17 protein-coding genes and 2 pseudogenes are annotated in these 19,797 nt (G+C 37.3%); 11 read left to right on the forward strand and 8 right to left on the reverse strand.

What is annotated here, in order from left to right; genetic code table 11:
- Positions 1-43: 43 nt before the first annotated feature.
- Both QSH13_RS00635 and rnm read right to left on the reverse strand, forming a co-directional pair.
- Positions 44-664, reverse strand: a complete 621-nt coding sequence (locus QSH13_RS00635; protein ID WP_072062510.1) for an L-threonylcarbamoyladenylate synthase — start codon at positions 662-664, stop codon at positions 44-46.
- Between the two features lie 24 nt (positions 665-688).
- A complete protein-coding gene (rnm, locus tag QSH13_RS00640; RefSeq protein WP_286047512.1) occupies positions 689-1,549 on the reverse strand; it encodes an RNase RNM in 861 nt (286 codons plus the stop codon).
- A gap of 305 nt (positions 1,550-1,854) precedes the next feature.
- On the opposite strand from rnm, the gene QSH13_RS00645 reads away from it, so the two are divergent.
- The 6 genes and pseudogenes from QSH13_RS00645 to QSH13_RS00670 all read left to right on the forward strand — a co-directional run bounded on the left by QSH13_RS00645 (position 1,855) and on the right by QSH13_RS00670 (position 9,009).
- Complete coding sequence (locus QSH13_RS00645) at positions 1,855-3,432, forward strand: anthranilate synthase component 1 (protein ID WP_109397351.1); 1,578 nt, start codon at positions 1,855-1,857, stop codon at positions 3,430-3,432.
- Positions 3,432-5,025: pseudogene (trpD, locus tag QSH13_RS00650) on the forward strand (bifunctional anthranilate synthase glutamate amidotransferase component TrpG/anthranilate phosphoribosyltransferase TrpD). Before QSH13_RS00645 ends, trpD begins: the two are co-directional and overlap by 1 nt.
- 4 nt (positions 5,026-5,029) lie before the next feature.
- Positions 5,030-6,385, forward strand: coding sequence for a bifunctional indole-3-glycerol-phosphate synthase TrpC/phosphoribosylanthranilate isomerase TrpF (gene trpCF, locus QSH13_RS00655; RefSeq protein ID WP_109397348.1), 1,356 nt, complete (start codon positions 5,030-5,032; stop codon positions 6,383-6,385).
- Positions 6,386-6,424: 39 nt separating this feature from the next.
- A complete protein-coding gene (gene trpB / locus QSH13_RS00660) occupies positions 6,425-7,615 on the forward strand; it encodes a tryptophan synthase subunit beta (RefSeq protein WP_069369250.1) in 1,191 nt (396 codons plus the stop codon).
- The gene (trpA, locus tag QSH13_RS00665) at positions 7,615-8,421 is read left to right on the forward strand and encodes a tryptophan synthase subunit alpha (RefSeq protein ID WP_109397347.1); all 807 of its coding nucleotides are present in this window, start codon (positions 7,615-7,617) and stop codon (positions 8,419-8,421) included. Before trpB ends, trpA begins: the two co-directional genes overlap by 1 nt.
- 273 nt (positions 8,422-8,694) lie before the next feature.
- Entirely contained in the window at positions 8,695-9,009 is a 315-nt protein-coding gene (locus QSH13_RS00670; protein ID WP_109397346.1) for a BON domain-containing protein, read from the forward strand.
- A gap of 675 nt (positions 9,010-9,684) precedes the next feature.
- On the opposite strand, the gene ompW is transcribed toward QSH13_RS00670, so the two are convergent.
- Positions 9,685-10,344, reverse strand: coding sequence for an outer membrane protein OmpW (gene ompW, locus QSH13_RS00675; RefSeq protein WP_286038686.1), 660 nt, complete (start codon positions 10,342-10,344; stop codon positions 9,685-9,687).
- Positions 10,345-10,776: 432 nt separating this feature from the next.
- Here ompW and QSH13_RS00680 point away from each other — a divergent pair, with 432 nt between their 5' ends.
- Complete coding sequence (locus QSH13_RS00680; RefSeq protein WP_286038687.1) at positions 10,777-11,550, forward strand: YciC family protein; 774 nt, start codon at positions 10,777-10,779, stop codon at positions 11,548-11,550.
- Positions 11,551-11,669: 119 nt separating this feature from the next.
- Here QSH13_RS00680 and QSH13_RS00685 read toward each other — a convergent pair whose 3' ends face one another.
- A complete protein-coding gene (locus tag QSH13_RS00685; RefSeq protein WP_109397343.1) occupies positions 11,670-13,490 on the reverse strand; it encodes a SulP family inorganic anion transporter in 1,821 nt (606 codons plus the stop codon).
- A gap of 308 nt (positions 13,491-13,798) precedes the next feature.
- Here QSH13_RS00685 and QSH13_RS00690 point away from each other — a divergent pair.
- Together QSH13_RS00690 and yciA are read left to right on the forward strand one after the other, a co-directional pair.
- Positions 13,799-14,353 (forward strand): annotated as a pseudogene (locus tag QSH13_RS00690) (septation protein A); the annotation flags it as partial.
- Between the two features lie 499 nt (positions 14,354-14,852).
- Complete coding sequence (yciA, locus tag QSH13_RS00695) at positions 14,853-15,284, forward strand: acyl-CoA thioester hydrolase YciA (RefSeq protein WP_006536988.1); 432 nt, start codon at positions 14,853-14,855, stop codon at positions 15,282-15,284.
- A 129-nt stretch (positions 15,285-15,413) separates the two neighbouring features.
- Here the strand turns inward: yciA and tonB are convergent, their stop codons facing one another.
- Positions 15,414-16,127 carry a TonB system transport protein TonB gene (gene tonB / locus QSH13_RS00700; protein ID WP_109397341.1) on the reverse strand — a complete coding sequence of 238 codons (714 nt, stop codon included), beginning with the start codon at positions 16,125-16,127 and terminating at the stop codon, positions 15,414-15,416.
- Between the two features lie 112 nt (positions 16,128-16,239).
- Positions 16,240-16,422, reverse strand: coding sequence for a YciY family protein (locus QSH13_RS00705; RefSeq protein ID WP_036913581.1), 183 nt, complete (start codon positions 16,420-16,422; stop codon positions 16,240-16,242).
- A gap of 305 nt (positions 16,423-16,727) precedes the next feature.
- On the opposite strand from QSH13_RS00705, the gene cls reads away from it, so the two are divergent.
- Together cls and QSH13_RS00715 are read left to right on the forward strand one after the other, a co-directional pair.
- The gene (gene cls, locus QSH13_RS00710) at positions 16,728-18,188 is read left to right on the forward strand and encodes a cardiolipin synthase (RefSeq protein ID WP_109406340.1); all 1,461 of its coding nucleotides are present in this window, start codon (positions 16,728-16,730) and stop codon (positions 18,186-18,188) included.
- A gap of 111 nt (positions 18,189-18,299) precedes the next feature.
- A complete protein-coding gene (locus QSH13_RS00715; RefSeq protein ID WP_369961051.1) occupies positions 18,300-18,629 on the forward strand; it encodes an HI1450 family dsDNA-mimic protein in 330 nt (109 codons plus the stop codon).
- 98 nt (positions 18,630-18,727) lie between these two features.
- Here the strand turns inward: QSH13_RS00715 and QSH13_RS00720 are convergent, their stop codons facing one another.
- Together QSH13_RS00720 and QSH13_RS00725 are read right to left on the reverse strand one after the other, a co-directional pair.
- On the reverse strand, positions 18,728-19,009 hold the full coding sequence (locus tag QSH13_RS00720) for a hypothetical protein (RefSeq protein WP_109406341.1): 282 nt from the start codon (positions 19,007-19,009) through the stop codon (positions 18,728-18,730).
- 171 nt (positions 19,010-19,180) lie between these two features.
- Positions 19,181-19,636, reverse strand: coding sequence for a GNAT family N-acetyltransferase (locus QSH13_RS00725; protein ID WP_109397337.1), 456 nt, complete (start codon positions 19,634-19,636; stop codon positions 19,181-19,183).
- Positions 19,637-19,797 lie beyond the last annotated feature (161 nt).

Raw genomic sequence — 19,797 nt, forward strand, 5'->3', positions numbered from 1 at the left:
ATCGCGCCATTTGCTTCTAATCCCGTTTAATCAACTCAATAATTTACTGAAATGGCGTAATATCACCCGTACCTTCGCGCACAATGACTGGGGTATCTTCTGTTAAATCAATTACCGTTGTCGGTTTTTGCCCTAAATAACCACCGTGGATCACCAAATCAACTTGTTTGCTTAATAAATCTTCGATTTCTTCCGGATCAGACTCAGCAAAATCATTGCCCGGTAAAATCAGGCTTGTTGACATTAATGGCTCACCAATATTTTCTAATAATGCCAATGCAATAGGGTTAGAAGGAACACGTAAACCTATGGTTTTACGTTTATCATTCATCAAACGCTTTGGTACATCTTTAGTCGCTTTTAAGATAAAGGTGTAATTACCTGGCGTGTTATTTTTTATTAAACGAAACACGACATTATCAACATAAGCGTAATTAGCAATTTCTGATAAATCACGGCACATCAGGGTAAAATTGTGTTTTTTATCTAATTGGCGAATACGACAAATTCGCGTCATTGCATCTTTATTTTCTAAACAACAGCCAATAGCATAACCAGAGTCTGTTGGATAAATCACCACACCGCCCTTGCGTAAAATATCAGCACTTTGTTCAATTAAACGAGCCTGCGGATTATCTGGGTGAATATAAAAAAGTTGGCTCATATATCCCTCAACAAATTTCTAAAGTTACTCTTGCCATAGCGACCAAACAGGTTCTACGCCACTGGGTAACCATAAATTACGCCCTAATTCTATCCACGAACAAGGGCGATGAAAATCAGAACCTAACGAAGCTTTTAACCCATAAAATTGCGCTAAGGCTGCGTGTTGTTCTCGTTCTTGTGGTGGTTGTTGGCATTGTGCCACTTCGATTGCATCACCACTGAGTTGTTTAAAATAGAGCATTAAACGTTTTAACCATTTAGAGGATAGACCATATCGTCCCGGATGCGCTAATACTGCAACACCACCAGCCTCATGAATTGCAGTGACAGCGTCACCTATTGAGCACCATTGTGGTGGCACATAACCTGTTTTACCTTTTGCTAAATAACGTTTAAACACTTTATTAACCGAAGCAACATGCCCTTCATTGACAAGAAAACGAGCAAAATGTCCTCTTGTAACTTGCCCCCCCTGGGCTAAGGCTTTTGCCCCTTCAAATGCATTGACAATACCCGCTTTTTCTAATCGCTCACCTATCATTATCGCACGTGTTTCACGACATTGACTTTGTGACAAAAGAAGCGTCTTTATTGCGTTATGGTTGATATCAATATTCAATCCAACGATATGGATTTCTATATTCTCCCACAAAGTCGATATTTCGACACCTGATATCAAAGTAAGAGGCAACTTTTTTTCTGCAATATATTCATTAGCAGGGGTAATCGCCGCCGTTGTATCGTGGTCAGTAATTGCTAAGACATTAATTTGACGCTCTATCGCTCTCTCAACCAATTCTTCTGGTGAAAGCTCGCCATCTGACGCGGTAGTGTGGCTGTGCAAATCATAAATCACTCTTAAATCAGATAGCACTTCAGTCATCGCTTCTCCCTTTTCATCTTAGCAAGATAATAAATTTTAAAGAGTATGCCATAAAGTACTTGACGAACCTAACGCAATCCAGTTTACTAGTACACAACACGAGCTAGTCTATTAAACATTATCTGTCGTTAGCTGTAAGGAGATCTTATGAATACTAATCAACATCTTATCGCTCTTTGGTGGCGCAATACTCTTTTATGGGCGGTTTGATCTCCGGCTTTACGTCAGTGATATCTAAAACCCGCCTACGCGGGTTTTTTTATGCACTAAAAACAGTTAGTAAAAAATAATATAGAGCGATAATAATGAATACATCAATTGCATTCTCATTTAATACCAAGGCAACGCCACTGCCTTACCATAGAGAACCTGCTTTACTTTTCAATACATTATGTGGAAATAAACATCACACATTGCTGTTAGAATCTGCACAAATTGACACTAAAGCGAACTTAAAAAGTTTGTTAATTGTTGATAGTGCATTACGCATCAGTGCAGTAAAAAATCAAGTCACTATTGATGCATTAAGCGTTAATGGGCAAGCGTTATTACCAGCATTAAAAATCGCACTAAAAGAAAAAGCTATCTTAATGCAAGAGAGCGATAAACAATGTGTTTTTACTTTCTCAGCACCCGCCCAAGATATTGATGAAGAAAGCAAATTAAAATCAGCTAGTGTATTTGACGCTTTACGCTTTTTTCTTGCTAACAAAGAGACGAAAGATGCTAATGCCATTTTTGTTGGTGGCTTATTTGCTTATGACTTAGTCAGTGGATTCGAACCCATTCCTGAATTAGACACTATTTTTTCATGCCCTGATTACTGCTTTTACTTAGCAGAACAATTAGTTGTGATCGACCATCAAAATGAAGATAGTCAGTTAATTTCTATTGCTTTTACTGACGATAAAACAGAATGTCAGCGTCTCACTGTTCGACAAAATGAGTTAATTTCGCTAGCTAAACAACCCTTAAAACATCCTATTCGTCGCGCTTTAACAGCAACAGAGTCAACAATACAAGGCAATATGGATGATAAAGGTTATGGCGATATCGTTGAGGCAATGAAAACTTATATTCGTCGTGGTGATATTTTCCAAGTTGTTCCATCTCGTCGCTTTCAAGTTGCTTGCCCTTCACCACTTGCTGCTTATCAAGTGTTAAAAGAGAAAAATCCAAGCCCTTATTTATTCTATATGCAAGATGCTTCATTCACAGTATTTGGCGCATCACCAGAAAGTGCATTGAAATATCAAACTAGCGATCGCCAAATTGAAATCTACCCAATTGCAGGAACTCGTCCAAGAGGACGTAACGCAGATGGTTCGATCAATGCAGATTTAGACAGCCGAATTGAACTTGAAATGCGCACTGATACAAAAGAGCTTTCTGAACATTTAATGCTCGTTGATTTAGCACGTAATGATTTAGCGCGCATTTGCCAAGCAGGTAGCCGTTATGTCGCGGAATTAACAAAAGTTGACCGTTATGCTTTTGTCATGCACTTAGTCTCAAGAGTCGTGGGTAAACTACGTGATGACTTAGATATTTTTCATGCGTATCAAGCTTGTATGAATATGGGAACGTTATCGGGTGCGCCTAAAGTCAGTGCAATGCAATTAATTGCTCATTATGAAAAAACAAAACGTGGCAGTTACGGTGGGGCTATCGGCTATTTTACTGGCGCAGGAGATTTTGATACTTGCATAGTTATTCGCTCTGCTTATGTTGAAAATAATATTGCCACTATTCAAGTTGGTGCTGGAATTGTGCTTGATTCAGATCCTCAAATGGAAGCTGAAGAAACACGCAATAAATCACAAGCTGTAATCAACGCTATTTTACAAGCACATACAGATACACAACAGCAGGAGGCTTGCTAATGGCGACTATCTTACTGCTCGATAACATTGACTCATTTACTTATAACCTTGTGGATCAATTACGTAGCCTTGGTAATAACGTGGTGATTTATCGCAATAGTGTCACCGCCGATTTTATTGAACAAAAATTACGTGAACTCGATAACCCTATTCTACTGTTATCTCCGGGGCCTGGCGCACCGTCACAAGCAGGTTGTATGCCTGAATTGTTAAAACGTGTATTAGGCACATTACCGGTGATTGGTATTTGTTTAGGCCATCAGGCCATTATTGAAGCTTACGGTGGCAAAGTTTCTTCATGTGGAGAGATCTTACACGGTAAAGCGACATTAGCTAAACACGATAACAGCGAAATGTTTGTGAATTTACCTAACCCTTTACCCGTTGCTCGTTATCATTCGCTTTCAGGAGAACAAGTTCCAGAACAACTCATTATTAATGCTTGGTGCGATAACACTGTTATGGCGGTGCGTCACCGTCAACATAAAACGTGTGGTTTTCAGTTTCACCCCGAATCAATTTTAACCACAAAAGGCGCGCAACTTTTAGAACAAACAATCGCATGGGCATTAACTCCTAAAGGAGACGAATAAAATGGAAACTATCTTCAACAAATTATTTAGTGCACAACAGTTAACATTAGAAGAAAGCCAAACTCTGTTTAGCGCCATTATCCGCGGTGAGTTAACGGAATCACAATTAGCAGCTGTTTTGATCAGCATGAAAATGCGTGGTGAGCACCCTCAAGAAATCGCGGGTGCAGCACGCGCATTGCTAGATAATGCACAACCCTTTCCTCGCCCTGATTACACTTTTTGCGATATCGTCGGCACGGGTGGAGATGGTGCCAATAGTATCAATATTTCAACAGCAAGCGCATTTGTTGCAGCTGAAGTTGGGATCAAAGTTGCGAAACATGGTAATCGTAGCGTATCCAGTCGCTCTGGCTCTTCCGATTTATTAGCTGCATTTGGTATCCCTTTAGATAGAAGTGCTGATGATGCACGCCAATTACTGGATGAGGTAGGTTTATGCTTTTTATTTGCGCCTCAGTATCACAGCGGTTTTCGTTTTGCAGCACCAGTTCGCCAACAACTAAAAACACGCACGCTATTTAATGTATTAGGCCCGTTGATTAACCCAGCTCGTCCGCCATTAGCATTAATCGGAGTATATAGCCCAGAGTTATTGATGCCTATTGCAGACACATTAAAAGTTCTAGGTTATGAGCGTGCAGCTGTTGTTCACAGTGGTGGAATGGATGAAGTTTCACTGCATGCACCGACTCAAGTCGCTGAATTACATCATGGTGAAATCACACGTTATGAACTGACTCCCAGTGATTTTGGTCTTCGTCCTTGTGCTATTACTGATTTAGAAGGTGGTACACCTGAAGTAAACCGTCAATTATTAGCAGATTTACTACAAGGTGAAGGGAAAAGAGCACATACCGAATCTGTTGCAGCTAATGTCGCTTTATTAATGCGTTTACATGGGCAAGAAGATTTAAAAGTAAATACTGAAGTTGCTATGCACGCCATTTATAGCGGTAAAGCAATAAATCGTGTAACTGCATTAGCAGCGAGAGGATAAGAGCATGACTGTATTAAACGCCATTGTAAAAGATAAAGCTGAATATCTAATTGCACGTAAAGCAAGCCAACCGTTATCAGAATTTGTGCAGCAAATAGTGCCATCAACGCGCTCGTTTTATCAGGCATTAACTCAGCCTAATACCGTTTTTATTTTAGAATGTAAAAAAGCATCGCCCTCAAAAGGTTTAATTCGTGCTGATTTTGATCCCGCTACGATCGCAAAAATTTATCAGCCTTATGCTTCTGCAATTTCAGTATTAACTGATGAGAAATATTTTCAAGGAAACTTTGATTATTTACGTCAAGTTAGTCAAGCCGTGCATCAACCCGTTTTGTGCAAAGATTTTATTATTGATGAATACCAAATCTATTTAGCGCGTCTTTATCAAGCAGATGCCATTTTATTAATGCTCTCTGTCTTAAATGATGAGCAATATCGTGCACTGTCAGCCGTTGCTCATCAATTAAATATGGGTGTATTAACCGAAGTAAGCACCGAAGAAGAGCGTCAACGTGCTATTAATCTCAATGCTAAAGTTATCGGTATTAACAATCGTGATTTGCGAGATCTCTCTATCGATTTAGTTCGTACCCAGCAGTTAAGCCAAGGATTACCTAAAGATGCAATCGTGATCAGTGAATCAGGTATTCATACCCACCAGCAAGTTCAAGAGTTAAGCCAATATGCTAATGGTTTTCTAGTAGGTAGCGCATTAATGTCACAAGAAAATATTGACCAAGCGGTGAGAGCGCTGGTTTTGGGAAAGCATAAAGTGTGCGGGTTAACTCGTACACAAGATGTAAAAGCGGTTTACCAAGCAGGCGCTTATTATGCTGGGTTGATTTTCGCAGAGAAATCGCCTCGAAAAGTGACGTTGTCACAAGCACAAGAATTGATAACACAAGCTCCCTTAGCATTTGTGGGTGTTTTTCAAAACCAACCTATTGAACTTATTTGTGACTATGCAGAAAAACTTAATTTATCTGCCATTCAATTACACGGACAGGAAGATGCTGAGTTTATTGCACAGCTTAGACAAAAAATTCAACCTAATTGTGAGATTTGGCAAGCCATAAATATGGCAATCCACTCGGATATTCTTCCCGTTTCACACGTTAATAAATATGTACTTGATAATGGCACTGGTGGCACAGGAGCCACATTTAATTGGCAAAAAATTCCGAATACATTACGTGAAAAAGCATTACTTGCAGGTGGTCTTAACAGTGAAAACTGTTTAGATGCCGTTAAAACAGGCTGTATCGGACTTGATTTTAACTCCGGTGTAGAATCTGCTCCTGGCATAAAAGATGCACAACGGCTGAATCAAATCTTTGCACAATTAAAGCTAAACTAAATTTCACAAAAATAAAATTTTAAATAGGATGACATCACAATGAGAAAACTTAACCCCTACTTTGGCGAATTTGGTGGCCAATATGTACCTGAAATATTAATTCCTGCATTGGATCAACTCGAACAAGCGTTTATTGATGCACAAAACGATCCCTCTTTTCAGCAAGAATTCCAAGATTTATTAAAAAATTATGCAGGCAGACCAACGGCATTAACCCTTTGTCGTAATTTAACAGAAGGCACACGAACTCGTTTATATCTAAAACGTGAGGATTTACTGCATGGTGGCGCTCATAAAACTAACCAAGTATTAGGGCAAGCTTTGTTAGCAAAACGTATGGGTAAAACTGAAATTATTGCAGAAACTGGTGCGGGTCAGCATGGTGTTGCAACTGCTTTAGCCTGTGCACTGCTTAATATGAAATGTCGTATCTATATGGGTGCTAAAGATGTCGAACGCCAATCGCCTAATGTATTTCGTATGCGCTTAATGGGTGCCGAAGTTATTCCTGTTCACAGTGGTTCATCTACCTTAAAAGATGCCTGTAATGAGGCATTACGTGACTGGTCTGGCTGTTACGATCGCGCGCATTACTTATTAGGAACAGCAGCCGGTCCTCATCCCTATCCAACCATTGTCCGTGAGTTTCAACGTATGATTGGTGATGAAGCCAAAGCACAAATCCTAGAGCGTGAAGGTCGCCTGCCTGATGCCGTTATCGCTTGTATTGGTGGTGGTTCTAACGCTATCGGTTTATTTGCTTCTTTTATTCCAGAAACGTCTGTGCAACTGATTGGCGTTGAACCTGCGGGTAAAGGAATTGAAACAGGTGAACATGGCGCACCACTGAAACATGGAAAATTAGGGATCTATTTTGGGATGAAATCCCCCATTATGCAGACGGATGAAGGGCAAATTGAAGAGTCATATTCAATTTCAGCGGGCCTCGATTTCCCATCAGTTGGACCACAACACGCACATTTAAATAGTATTGGTCGTGCTGATTATGTTTCTGTTACCGATGACGAAGCCATAGAAGCATTTAAAGCACTTTCTCGCCGAGAAGGAATTATTCCAGCCTTAGAATCTTCTCATGCTTTGGCTTATGCACTGAAATTAATTGCACAAAATCCTGACAAAGAGCAACTATTAATTGTGAACTTATCAGGCCGTGGTGATAAAGATATTTTTACTGTAAACGATATTTTAGCAGCAAGAGGAGAAATCTAATGAGCCGTTATCAAGTATGCTTTGAGGCATTAGCACAAAAACAGCAAGGCGCATTCGTTCCTTTTGTCACATTAGGTGATCCTTCTCCTGAACTGTCATTACAAATTATTGATGCGCTAATTGAAGGTGGCGCAGATGCATTAGAGATTGGTATTCCATTTTCCGATCCTCTTGCTGATGGCCCGACTATTCAAGGCGCTAATTTACGAGCATTGAATGCAGATGTAACCCCCTCGGATTGCTTTGCACTTTTAGCCAATGTACGCAAAAAACATCCTAATATTCCTATTGGCCTATTAGTTTATGCCAACCTTGTTTTTAGTAATGGCATTGATAATTTTTATAATAAATGTGAACAAGCAGGTGTGGATTCTGTCTTAATTGGTGATGTGCCTTTACGCGAATCAAAAGCGTTCCGTGAAGCAGCACAACGCGCAAATATCAATCCTATCTTTATTTGTCCCCCTAATGCCGATGATGAACTTTTACAAGAGTTAGCAACATCAGGTGAAGGTTATACTTATTTACTATCAAGAGCAGGTGTAACTGGCACAGATAAACGCGCAGAACAATCACTCACACATCTTACTGACAAGCTAAAAACCTATAATGCGCCCCCAGCATTACAAGGATTTGGGATTTCAGAACCAAAACAAGTGAAAGAAGCAATTGCAAATGGTGCAGCTGGCGCAATTTCAGGCTCGGCAGTTGTTCAGATTATTGAGAAAAACTTACATCAGCCCGATGTAATGCTGAAAACATTGACTCAATTTGTTAAAGAAATGAAAGTGGCAACTATCGCTTGATCACCCTTTTGATCCGCTTTAGAAGAATAGTTTGCTATTTTTCTAAGCGGATTACTCTGAAATCCACACCGCTTAACTCACACTTTTTATTGCTTATTTTTCTGCTAACCCGCATAAAATGGTGCTGTATTCTCTCTTCTCTTATTTCAACAGACTTGAACCGCACTGATAAAAATTTGGCAAAATTTTATTTTTTGCACATACTTCATAAAGCGCTTTATATTTTCTTTTCAGAAATACTCAATCAATAATGTGATTAAAAGGAGTTTGATGATGAAACTATGGGCAAAGATCTCCGCTGTTATGGTGGCATTACTTATGGCGTTTACTTTATCTGCATGTTCACCCACGGCAACATCAGAAGGTACTGGGGGTTATTTTGATGACTCCGTGATCACGACTAAAGTAAAAACGGCATTAATAGGTGAAAAAAATCTTAACTCAACACAAATTAGCGTCGAGACATTTAAAGGCAAAGTGCAATTAAGTGGTTTCGTCTCTTCCCAAGCAGACGCCAACCGTGCCATTGAAACAACCCGTAAAGTGACTGGCGTAAAAGGTGTTATCAACTCAATGGTTATTCGCTGATCCCTTCTTTAATTCTAGTCTTCCTTTAGCCTTACTTCTTAGACCACCCTTGCGGTGGTCTTTTTTTAGCCATCACGGTATTCTCAATCTTCCTTTTATCATAATTCAGATCAATTTTTATAAAAAACGCCAATAGATTAAAAAAAGGTATTTTCACTCCGACTTAAAAAAATGTTCGTAAAGAGAATAATTGAAAAGAATAATTAATCATTTAATGGTTAAAAACCAACCTTCTTATTTTTATGAATATTGCTTCTCTTAACCCTCTTTTATTCTTTTTTTATTTCTTTCTATCTCTTGATACACAAAGCACTTTCACTAAAACCAAATTAAAGTTGCATTTAAAATATACCTATTTAATACCCTATTTTATTTATAAAAAGAACATTGGTTTTTAATAAATAAAAATACACTTTTTTATCTTATTAAGAAGGTAAAAACAAAAGATGCGTATTAAATGCATCTTAATTATTATCTTAATATTAAATGTTATATTTAAAATATATCTTTTCTATTTATCTCTATTTTCAATTACTCATAAATGATGTATTTAACAATAAAATAGAAACTTTATATAATCTAAAAAAGAAAGGTTCTGTGCAAATTTAAAAGATAAAAAAAGCGAAGATAAACCTCGCTTTTTCATTATGAGATATTCTTTTAAAGAAAGAAGAATTAGAAACGGTAGCCCACACCAAACATAAATACAAATGGGTCTAAACGTGTTTTAACGTCAAAGTCTTTATCAGCAACACTACTATTAAATCTTGCTTTTGTTTCGATATTCATCCACCAAACAGAAGCATTCAACATCCAGTTTTTATCCAGGTTATAATCTAAACCTGCTTGTGCTGCAAAACCCCATGAATCCTTAAGATCAAGCCCATTTAAGCCTAAACCACCCGCTCCAGTGCCTACTGCAGGGTTGTTATTAAATTTCTCATCAAAGAAAGTGGTAAAGTTCAAACCAGCACCTAAATAAGGACGCAGTTTATCTTCACTATTACCAAAGTAATACTGTGCCATTAATGTTGGTGGTAAATGTTTAACTTTTGCAATTTCACCAACACCAGTTAATGATACTTTATGTTCAAAAGGAGTCGCTGCTAATAACTCAACACCAATATTATCAGTAATCATATACCCAAAGGTTAAACCTAATTGAGTATTATTATTTACTTCAAAATGGTCGCCACCTAATATTGCATCAGAACCCGCATTAGGACGAACTGTTGCTGTACCTGCACGGAATAAGAAATCACCTGCTTGGTGAGCAAAAGAAATAGAAGGCGCAAGAGTTGCAGCCGCTAAAATAAGCGCAGAAAGTTTTTTCATTATTTAACCCATTCCTGTAATAAGTAAAATCTCCGCTAAAAATATAACCATTTATTGATAATTATGATCTAATACCGATCACAACTTTGGAATTATTTTTGCAGAAAGTGTTATTTCTCTTATTATTATTTATCAATGCGATTATTTATAATTGATCTGCATCAAATTACAGATTAATACAATTTTTTCTTATAATTAAATTTATTTTTATTAATAATTTTTGAATAAAAAATACCCTAAAAAATGTATTTAAAAATAAGGTTGCCTTTATGTTAAAAGAATGTTTTATTTATTTTAAATAATAAGTATATTCTAATTATTGATAGTAAGAAAAAAACCAAATAAGAGAAGTAAGAGAAAATATCCCATTTTGTTGTTGTAGAAGGTACAATAGCGCGCATTGACACAGTCTATTTTTATAGGAGCAGTTTCATGCCTACCACGGCACGCACAATCTACCGAGACAGTCTGAATTTTTATAAGAATGAACGACGTAGCATTGTTACCCTTTCCGCTATCCTTGCTGCTATTTTAGCGATAGTTCATGTCTTAATTGGCCCCAATCCTCAAGAATACCAATTGATGATTGAATTTGTGGCTAATTTTAAAAATACGCAACTTTCCTCTGCTTCTCCTGCTGAGTTAGAAGCAATGTCAAACAGTGTCGTGGGTATTGCCAAAAAAGTATTATCACTGTATGCATTTGAAACATTACAACAAAGCATTTTGGTTCTCACCTTATTGATGTTCGCTATGGCAATCTCTGCTGGTCACAATGTGACTCTAGGACAAACATTTAACGCATGCTTATCTCGCTTGCCAAAAATGTTTTTATTGATTGTACTGTGCTCTATTTTAATTAGCGCAGGTTTTATGGTGATGATTATTCCCGGTATTATTTTGCTCATTGGTTTTGCATTAGCACCGGTTGTTTTAGTACGCCAACAAAATATGGGAAGTGCAATACGTTTAGGTTGGAAAATTGGGTTTAGTGAATCTGGCTCACTTATTCCAGCTTTAGGTATTTGGATTTTATTGCAATTTGGCATCGGATTTGTGAGTAATCTGACTATTCAACTACCTGATCTTATCCATAACTTCTTATTCTATCTTCTGAAAAACATGGCTTCAGCATGGATGATTATTTACCTATTTCGTTTGTTTATGTTGATTGAAAACAAATACATAACGCAACAAACGCGCTAATTTATTCAAAACATAGCTACCCATCAAATTTACCGATAAAAAATCCCGTGTATAAGCTAACGACTTATCGCGGGATTTTACTGTTTATTAATTACCATTCATAAAATTAGCTGAAATACTTAAGGTGTTGAGGTCTGACTCTCTATTGGTACTTCTGATATCGATGCTTTGTTACTCTCGGCTTCTTGGCTTTCAGCTTCTTGCTTTAACGCTTCTTTTCTTGCTTCTTTCTGTTTTTCTTTGATCTGCTGTCGGCTTTGATAAAGTCGGATCACAAAATAGAGATCAGGAGCAATAATTAAGTCATCTTCATTGAGCGAAATTCTGTTACGTTCAATCCAACGATTTAACTCTGTTCTGCGTCCAGCTAAAACCAACTTAACGCCTTTTATTCGCAACTCTCGTATTAGTTCATCAATAGCGGCAAATACACTGACATCATCATAGGTAAAGCTTACAGCCGCATCTACCGCTAACCAAGCTGGACGTTGAGGTGCACTATCAACAAGTTGAAGTACCCGTTTTTTAAAATAACCCACATTAAAATAAGTCAGTGGTGAATTAAAACGGTACATCATTAAGCCATCGATAGGCTCAATACCATTATCCTTATTCATTGAGTGAACCATTCCTTGTTCGTCAACACCTAATAGTTGATCACTTGGTCGAAAAACAATACGTAAAAATTGTAATAAGCCTAATAAGACCGCAAAGCCTATACCATTAATCAACCCTGCTAATAACACTGCTAATAAAGTAAATGATGCCAATGTAAATGCTTGTTTATTACGTTTACGATAAGACCAAATATGACGAATACTCAGCAATGACCATGATGAGACGATCAACACAATTCCGAGCGAAGATAATGGAATATAGGCGAGAAAATCTGTCATAAATAATAGCACCAGCAGAATAACCAGTGCTGCAATAATAGAAACTAATTGCGTTTTACCACCGACAGAATCATTGACTGCGGTACGACTACTTGCAGCACTTACAGCAAATCCTTGTGAAAGTGCTGCCGCAATATTGGCAATACCTAATGCTTTTAATTCTTGATCTGCATCGACATCATAACCATTTTTGCTGGCAAAACTACGAGCTGTCATCATAAAACTCACAAAGCTAATGACAGCCAAGTTTATAGATGGAACCAATAATTCTCGTAATACACTAGGATGAAATCCACTCATCGACACGACTGGCAGAAATAGGTCAACATTTCCTGCCTCTTTATTCACAATAGCAATACCATAACTTGCTAAATCGAATTGCCAGCTAAGATAAGTCATCACAACCATGGCAATTAGTGGTGCAGGCCATCGGCTACGAAAATAACGAATACCTAATAATAAGGCGAGTGTTACCGCTGACATCAATACCGTAGGTAAATGCGCATCCATTAATCGAAATGGAACTTCAATAAGTTTTTCAATTAAGTGATCGGGAGAAGTATCAAAACCAAATACTTTACTAATTTGCCCGACCATAATGGTGATCGCGACACCATTTAATAACCCTTGAAGAATAGGACGAGACAAAAAGTCAGTGAAAGCCCCTAATCGAAAATGGCTAGCTAAAATACACCAAAACCCCGTCATTGCAGTCATAATAATGGCAAGTTGCCATCGTGTATTTTCATCACCAGCAGATAATGGAATAACGACTGCAGCAATAACGGCACACGTTGCTGCATCTGGCCCCGTAATTAATTGGCGAGAAGTACCAAATAATGCATAAATAATCATGGGGAAAATACAGGCATACAATCCAACAATAGCATTAATGCCTAATAATTCAGTATAAGCAATGGCAACAGGTAGCGCGACGGCAGCAACCGAAAGCCCTGCTTTTAAGTCATAGCCAAAATATTCACGCTTATAGTTAAATAATAAGCCTAATCCTGGCATCCATTTTATTATTCTTTTTCCGTTCATTGATTTCCTCTTATCAGAAATACTTTTTATTTATGCATTCATCAAAAAGTGGCGGGTGATAATGATGAGTAATCAAATCATATACTAGAGCAATGTTTAAATCCTCTTTCATAACTCAAGCTTGAGTTTTAATTTTACATAAATACAATTACGTTTATTTTTCATTGAGTTATTTCAGATAAAAATCGCGTTTTTTGTATAAATTAACACTCTGTCGTTAAAGATATGCAATTGTTTACCCATTTTCTGTCGCTTTGCATTAGAATAGCCAAGTTTATGAATTTAATTACCATAGGTTCCTATCTGTTATGAAAAATGGCTGGCTAAAACAATTACTTGATTTTGCTCCACTATTAGTGTTTTTTATCTTCTATAAATGGCAAGATATTTTCTATGCTTCAGGTGCATTAATTATCGCGACGTGGATCTCAGTCGGTTTGACATGGCTTATTTTCCATAAAGTTGAGAAAGCTCCGCTCATAACTGCCATCGTGGTCACTATTTTTGGCTCATTAACGATCTTCTTCCATTCTGCTGATTTTATTAAATGGAAAGTGACAGCTATTTATGCCATTTTTGCTATCGTTTTAATTGGTATGCAGTTATTTACGCCAAAAACGTTAATGGAAAGAATGCTAGGTAAAGAGCTCGCTATGCCACCTGCAAATTGGAAAAAACTCAATATTGCATGGGTGATTTTCTTTTTTGCTTGTGCTCTTGGTAATATTTATGTGGCATTTTCTTTAGCGGAAGAGACTTGGGTTAATTTTAAAGTCTTTGGCTTAACTATTTTAACCTTTATCTTTACGATCGCCAGTGTGGTTTATATCTGGAATAACCGTTTACCAGAAGAACAAACTAAAGACGAAACGGCAGAAAATAGTGAACACGAATTATCAGATGATAGGGTAAAACGAGTATCTAAACCGACATCACATGATGCTCATTCAAAATCTGAATAATCATTTTTATTTTATTGGGAGATGTGTGCTCTAAATAATTCAAAATGTAACCAACAACGTTACAGCTTGAAGTATGACGAGACTCTTACTCTAAATAATTCGAGGTGTAGCTAGGCGACGAGTGAATGAGACGCTAGGAGCATACATCAGTATGTGACTAGTGCAAATGAGCGAAGTCAACAACGCTGCAACTTGAAGTATGACAAGACTCTTACTCTAAATAATTCGAGATGTAGCTAGGCGACGAGTGAATGAGACGCTAGGAGCATACATCAGTATGTGACTAGTGCGAATGAGCGAAGTCAACAACGCTACAGCTTGAAGTATGACGAGTAAACTTGAAGTATGACGAGTAAACATCTCCTTGGTTTCAACATTATTTACAGATACATTATTCCCCATGACTGAACAACAATCTTTGCCTAATGGTGAGCTCGTTTTACGTACCCTTGCCATGCCTGCTGATACTAACGCTAATGGTGATATTTTCGGTGGCTGGTTAATGTCTCAAATGGACATCGGTGGTGCAATTTTAGCAAAAGAAATTGCGTTAGGTCGTGTCGTTACTGTAAGCGTAACAGGCATTACCTTTCTTAAACCTGTTGCTGTTGGCGATGTCGTTTGTTGCTATGCACGTTGCTTAAAAACAGGTAACTCTTCAATTACTGTTAATATTGAAGTCTGGGTTAAGAAAGTTGCCACAGAACCTGTTGGCCAACGCTATCGTGCAACAGAAGCGGTGTTTACCTACGTTGCCGTTGATGAGAATAATTCAGCTCGTCGATTACCTGAAGGTAAAGCTCACTTTACGTTAACAAGCACAATGGAATAAAACACCATTACCAAATTAACGAAAAGTATGTAAGTTGAAATACTAAAAAAGGCACTTATTAAAAGTGCCTTTTATTTATCTGGTATTAAATAATGATATCGCGTTGTGTAACGGCTAGCGTTATAAAAATTAGCTTGTGGATATCCCTGTCATTTTAAACTCAATAAGAACCACTTTTCCTTTATAAGGAATTTTTTCATAACGCCACTGGCGCATAGCTCTTTTTACTTCACGTTCAAACACATTTTTTGGATCAGCAGAAATAATTTCTACATTGTCCACTCGCCCATCAGCATCAACATCAAAACGTACTTTTATAGAGCCTTCAATTCCCACAGCTTTTGCTCGCGAAGGGTATTCAGGTAAACCTTGGCGTACTACATTAGGGACTTTGCCTTCACCACTGCTTGCCACTGCAACTGGCTTTTCATCACCTTTATCGCTTGGCTTTGCCGTCGGGTTAAGATTTTTGAGATCATTACCTTTATTAACAACTAAAGGTTGTAGTCGCTCAACAGGCGGTTTGGGTTTGTCCACTGGTTTTGGCTTAGGTTTCGGTTTTGGTTCAGGCTTTTTCTCAATTGGTTTTTCGATAACAGGTTTTACATCAGGAATAGGTTCTGGCTCAGGTTCAGGCTCAACAACTGGCTCTGGCTCTGGCGGAGTAACTTCTTCAACTACAGGCTCTGGTTCGCCTGCAGGCTCATCTGCTGCAAATGCCAACATCTGTATAGAGATAGGCTCAGGTGTAACGGGCTTATCTTCTACAACATATAACATCGCAGCCGCAACAAGTGAGGCATGTAGACAAAGTGATATGAGTACCCAAAGCTTCCAACGCATAACTGATCTTATTTCACCTAAAGAAAAAATATGCCTCTAGTTTAAATGCAAATAGCAATCATATTCAATAACGTTTAGCAAAATGATTGATATTAACTGTTAAAAAGTGAAATTATGAGTTCCATTCTATGTGTTGTACAAATAAAAGTGCTCTATGTTTTCTAGAAGTATCAAGTTTACGCAGTTTATAAATTCGGAAATTACGGCGAGATTGCCCTTCTAACCATCGACGTCGTTTACGTATAGCTTGTCTCATCATTCGCCAACGAGCTACTTCAGTCCTACTGTGTCTCATACTATCAGCACCTATTTTTTCGAATAAGTGGACTATTATAAGACGTTCATTTTGTGATCCAAGGGGGGATTTATGATTTGCTTAAATTTCATCCAGTATTTAAGCATTTCTCACAAAGAAAAAATGAATAAAGAATTGTATCTTATTACTTATTTAATGCTTATCTCTTAAGAAAGAGATTTGACAGAGATAATAATCCTGATTTAATAACAACATTCGGCAAATAACAAAAATAATGAACTATTTTTAGTAAATTGCCTTTAGCTTCTCCATGCAATTCATTTTCAACGGAAAATAGCTCTACTATGACAACATTTTATACTGTATTAAGTTGGCTAACCTTTTTCTTCTATTGGCTATTAATTGCAGGGGTCACATTTCGTGTCCTAATGCACCGACGACCTGTTACATCAACAATGACATGGTTATTAATCATCTATATTCTGCCATTAGTCGGAGTTATTGCGTATTTTGCTTTTGGTGAATTACACCTAGGGAAACGACGCGTTGAACATGCTAAACAGATGTGGCCTTCTGTTGTTGCGTGGCTTGAAGACTTGAGAAAATGTAAACATATCTTTGCTACAAGTACGAGCGATATTGCAACCCCACTTTTCCAATTAACCGCTAAACGCCAGGGTATTAGAGGTGTTAAGGGTAACAAAATTGAACTTCTAACTACCTGTGACGATTCGCTAAATTCAATTACACGAGATATTAATAACGCTCGTGATAATATTGAAATGGTCTTCTATATTTGGCAATCAGGTGGTTTAGTTGACGAAGTCACCGATGCCTTAATCAGAGCAGCTAAACGTGGTGTAAAATGCCGAGTCATGGTTGATTCTGCGGGTAGTTGGAATTTCTTCCGTACTAATGGCCCAGAAGTAATGAGAGCCGCAGGTATTGAATTCGTTGAATCACTGCATGTTAATTTATTTCGTTTCTTCTTACGCCGTATGGATTTGCGTCAACATCGAAAAATCGTATTGATCGACAATTACATTTCCTACACAGGAAGTATGAATATGGTTGATCCTCGTTATTTCAAGCAAGATTCCGGTGTGGGTCAATGGGTTGATATTATGGTAAGAATGGAAGGCCCAGTTTCTACTACATTAGGTATGATTTATGCCTTTGACTGGGAAATGGAAACGGGTGAGCGCCATCTGCCCCCTCCTCCTGATGATAATATTATGCCTTGTGAGCAAGAAAGTGGTCATACAACACAAGTCATCGCCTCAGGCCCAGGGTTTCCTGATGAGCTAATTCAGCAATCACTTATTACAGCAATTTACTCCGCAAGAAAAGAATTGGTACTGACAACTCCTTATTTTGTACCTAGCGATGATCTAGCTCATGCAATCTCAACGGCTGCGATGCGAGGGGTTAATGTCAGTATTATTATTCCTCGCAGTAATGACTCTTTCCTTGTGCGTTGGGCAAGCCGTTCTTTCTTTACAGAAATGCTAGAAGCGGGTGTAAAAATATTTCAATTTGAAGATGGTTTATTACATACCAAAAGTGTAATGGTTGATGGACAACTCAGTATGGTAGGTTCAGTTAACCTTGATATGCGTAGCCTATGGTTAAACTTTGAAATTACAGTTGTCATTGATGATGAAGGTTTTGGAAGTGATTTAAGCATTGTTCAATATGATTATATTGCTCGCTCGACAGAATTAACCATGGATGAATGGGAAAAACGCCCCTTCTTAAATCGTGTATTAGAGCGTATCTGCTATTTCTTTAGCCCTCTGTTATAACAGAAATGTTATAATCAATAGACGACTAAGAACGGGTAAGATATAACGGTGCTACATTAGTCAAAAAGCGATAAAAATAACGCGATAATTATTGGAACAATAGACACAGGCATTACCATGAATGAACCAACCTTAATCAGTGAAGACGACGCTTTAGAACAAGCTTATGATCTATTTTTAGCCCAAGCAGCTGATAATTTAGATGTTGCAGATCAATTATTATTTAACCTGCAATTTGAAGAACGAGGCGCAGCTGAAGTGGTTCCATTAGGTAATGATTGGCAATTTATTGTTGGTTTGCCTGTCACATCAGCCCGTTTTAGCGAAGTGATTATTGGTCTTGCTCCAGATGATGATTCTGATATCGATGATATTTTTGGTCGAGTTCTAATTAGTCGTGATCCACTACAACCTATGTTCCATATCATTTGGAAATCATAATCATTTTTCTCTTCACCTGCTGATGTTTTAGCAAAATCCGCTGTAGACCCTCGCCTAATATGGGCGAGGAACAGCCATATTGTTTCACTTAATATCTGTTATTCGAAGCATTTAGATGAATGCGCGATAGTTAAAAACATGGTGCCTTCTCTTGTCAGTGTACTGTCTTGTTTTATTGGTGGTGATTTGACCATTCTATCTATTTCAGTTGAAGAAAATTTATCACTTGCTTCATTATAAAAACACAAACATTGATCTTTACTCACATGACTATAGATATTTAATGTGTCCATACAATATTCAATAACTTTATTTTCTTGTGATTCAGAGCAAGAGGGTAATAAAAATAAAGAAAAAATAACAATTAAGGTTTTTTTCATAACTATTCCACTGTTGTGTTCGATTTATTTAATTATGAAAAAATTATTTCATTAAAGTAGGTAAGTTATTACGATATAAATCAAGTTTGAGTGGATAATTATTACTTGCATAAGATAAATAAAGAGAGTTCTTACTTTTCTTCCTATTTTATATCTTTAACATCTTTTTATTTAGTATTTATACTTATTTTTATTTAATCTTAAATGTAACAATGGAAAAGGATTTCCTTGCCCATCTAATTCTGAACGCCCTACTTGCTCAAATCCAATATAAAGATAAAAGCCAATCGCTTGAGGATTTTGTTCATTGACATCTAACTCATCAATATGCAGTGTATTTATCGCAAAAGTTGTAAGCAATTTACCACAACCATGCCCTCTAGAATTAGCATCGACAAAAAGCATTTCTAACTTATTTTCCGCCGTACCTAAAATTCCATGAATGACATTATTATTGTCTATTGCAATATAGGTATTAAGCATAGGAAAATAGTGTTCTACAATATCTTTTTTAAGCGATAAGATGATATCTTCAGATAAAAATGTATGTGTCGCTCTAACTGACGATTCCCAAACTTCAATCATTTCATCATAGTGCGAAGGTTCTGCTTTTATTACAGTTAACATAATTTCTTCTCCATAAAATATGAGATCTTAAATATTCTTTATTGACAGTCAAGTGTCCCGAATAAAAAACACACATTTAGTGTATATTAAATACATTTTGATAAGTGACATCTCAAATATAGTAATAAATATTTATGTTTATACTTAAATTAACAAAAAGG

It is taken from the genome of Proteus faecis (assembly GCF_030286765.1).
In the GTDB taxonomy this organism is placed as follows: Bacteria; Pseudomonadota; Gammaproteobacteria; order Enterobacterales; family Enterobacteriaceae; genus Proteus; species Proteus faecis.

Bases quoted from the DNA above. Each gene is read 5' to 3' on its own strand.
- QSH13_RS00635 (WP_072062510.1), bottom strand. From the start codon at position 664: ATGAGCCAACTTTTTTATATTCACCCAGATAATCCGCAGGCTCGTTTA.
- rnm (WP_286047512.1), bottom strand. From the start codon at position 1,549: ATGACTGAAGTGCTATCTGATTTAAGAGTGATTTATGATTTGCACAGC.
- QSH13_RS00645 (WP_109397351.1), top strand. From the start codon at position 1,855: ATGAATACATCAATTGCATTCTCATTTAATACCAAGGCAACGCCACTG.
- trpCF (WP_109397348.1), top strand. From the start codon at position 5,030: ATGACTGTATTAAACGCCATTGTAAAAGATAAAGCTGAATATCTAATT.
- trpB (WP_069369250.1), top strand. From the start codon at position 6,425: ATGAGAAAACTTAACCCCTACTTTGGCGAATTTGGTGGCCAATATGTA.
- trpA (WP_109397347.1), top strand. From the start codon at position 7,615: ATGAGCCGTTATCAAGTATGCTTTGAGGCATTAGCACAAAAACAGCAA.
- QSH13_RS00670 (WP_109397346.1), top strand. From the start codon at position 8,695: ATGAAACTATGGGCAAAGATCTCCGCTGTTATGGTGGCATTACTTATG.
- ompW (WP_286038686.1), bottom strand. From the start codon at position 10,344: ATGAAAAAACTTTCTGCGCTTATTTTAGCGGCTGCAACTCTTGCGCCT.
- QSH13_RS00680 (WP_286038687.1), top strand. From the start codon at position 10,777: ATGCCTACCACGGCACGCACAATCTACCGAGACAGTCTGAATTTTTAT.
- QSH13_RS00685 (WP_109397343.1), bottom strand. From the start codon at position 13,490: ATGAACGGAAAAAGAATAATAAAATGGATGCCAGGATTAGGCTTATTA.
- yciA (WP_006536988.1), top strand. From the start codon at position 14,853: ATGACTGAACAACAATCTTTGCCTAATGGTGAGCTCGTTTTACGTACC.
- tonB (WP_109397341.1), bottom strand. From the start codon at position 16,127: ATGCGTTGGAAGCTTTGGGTACTCATATCACTTTGTCTACATGCCTCA.
- QSH13_RS00705 (WP_036913581.1), bottom strand. From the start codon at position 16,422: ATGAGACACAGTAGGACTGAAGTAGCTCGTTGGCGAATGATGAGACAA.
- cls (WP_109406340.1), top strand. From the start codon at position 16,728: ATGACAACATTTTATACTGTATTAAGTTGGCTAACCTTTTTCTTCTAT.
- QSH13_RS00720 (WP_109406341.1), bottom strand. From the start codon at position 19,009: ATGAAAAAAACCTTAATTGTTATTTTTTCTTTATTTTTATTACCCTCT.
- QSH13_RS00725 (WP_109397337.1), bottom strand. From the start codon at position 19,636: ATGTTAACTGTAATAAAAGCAGAACCTTCGCACTATGATGAAATGATT.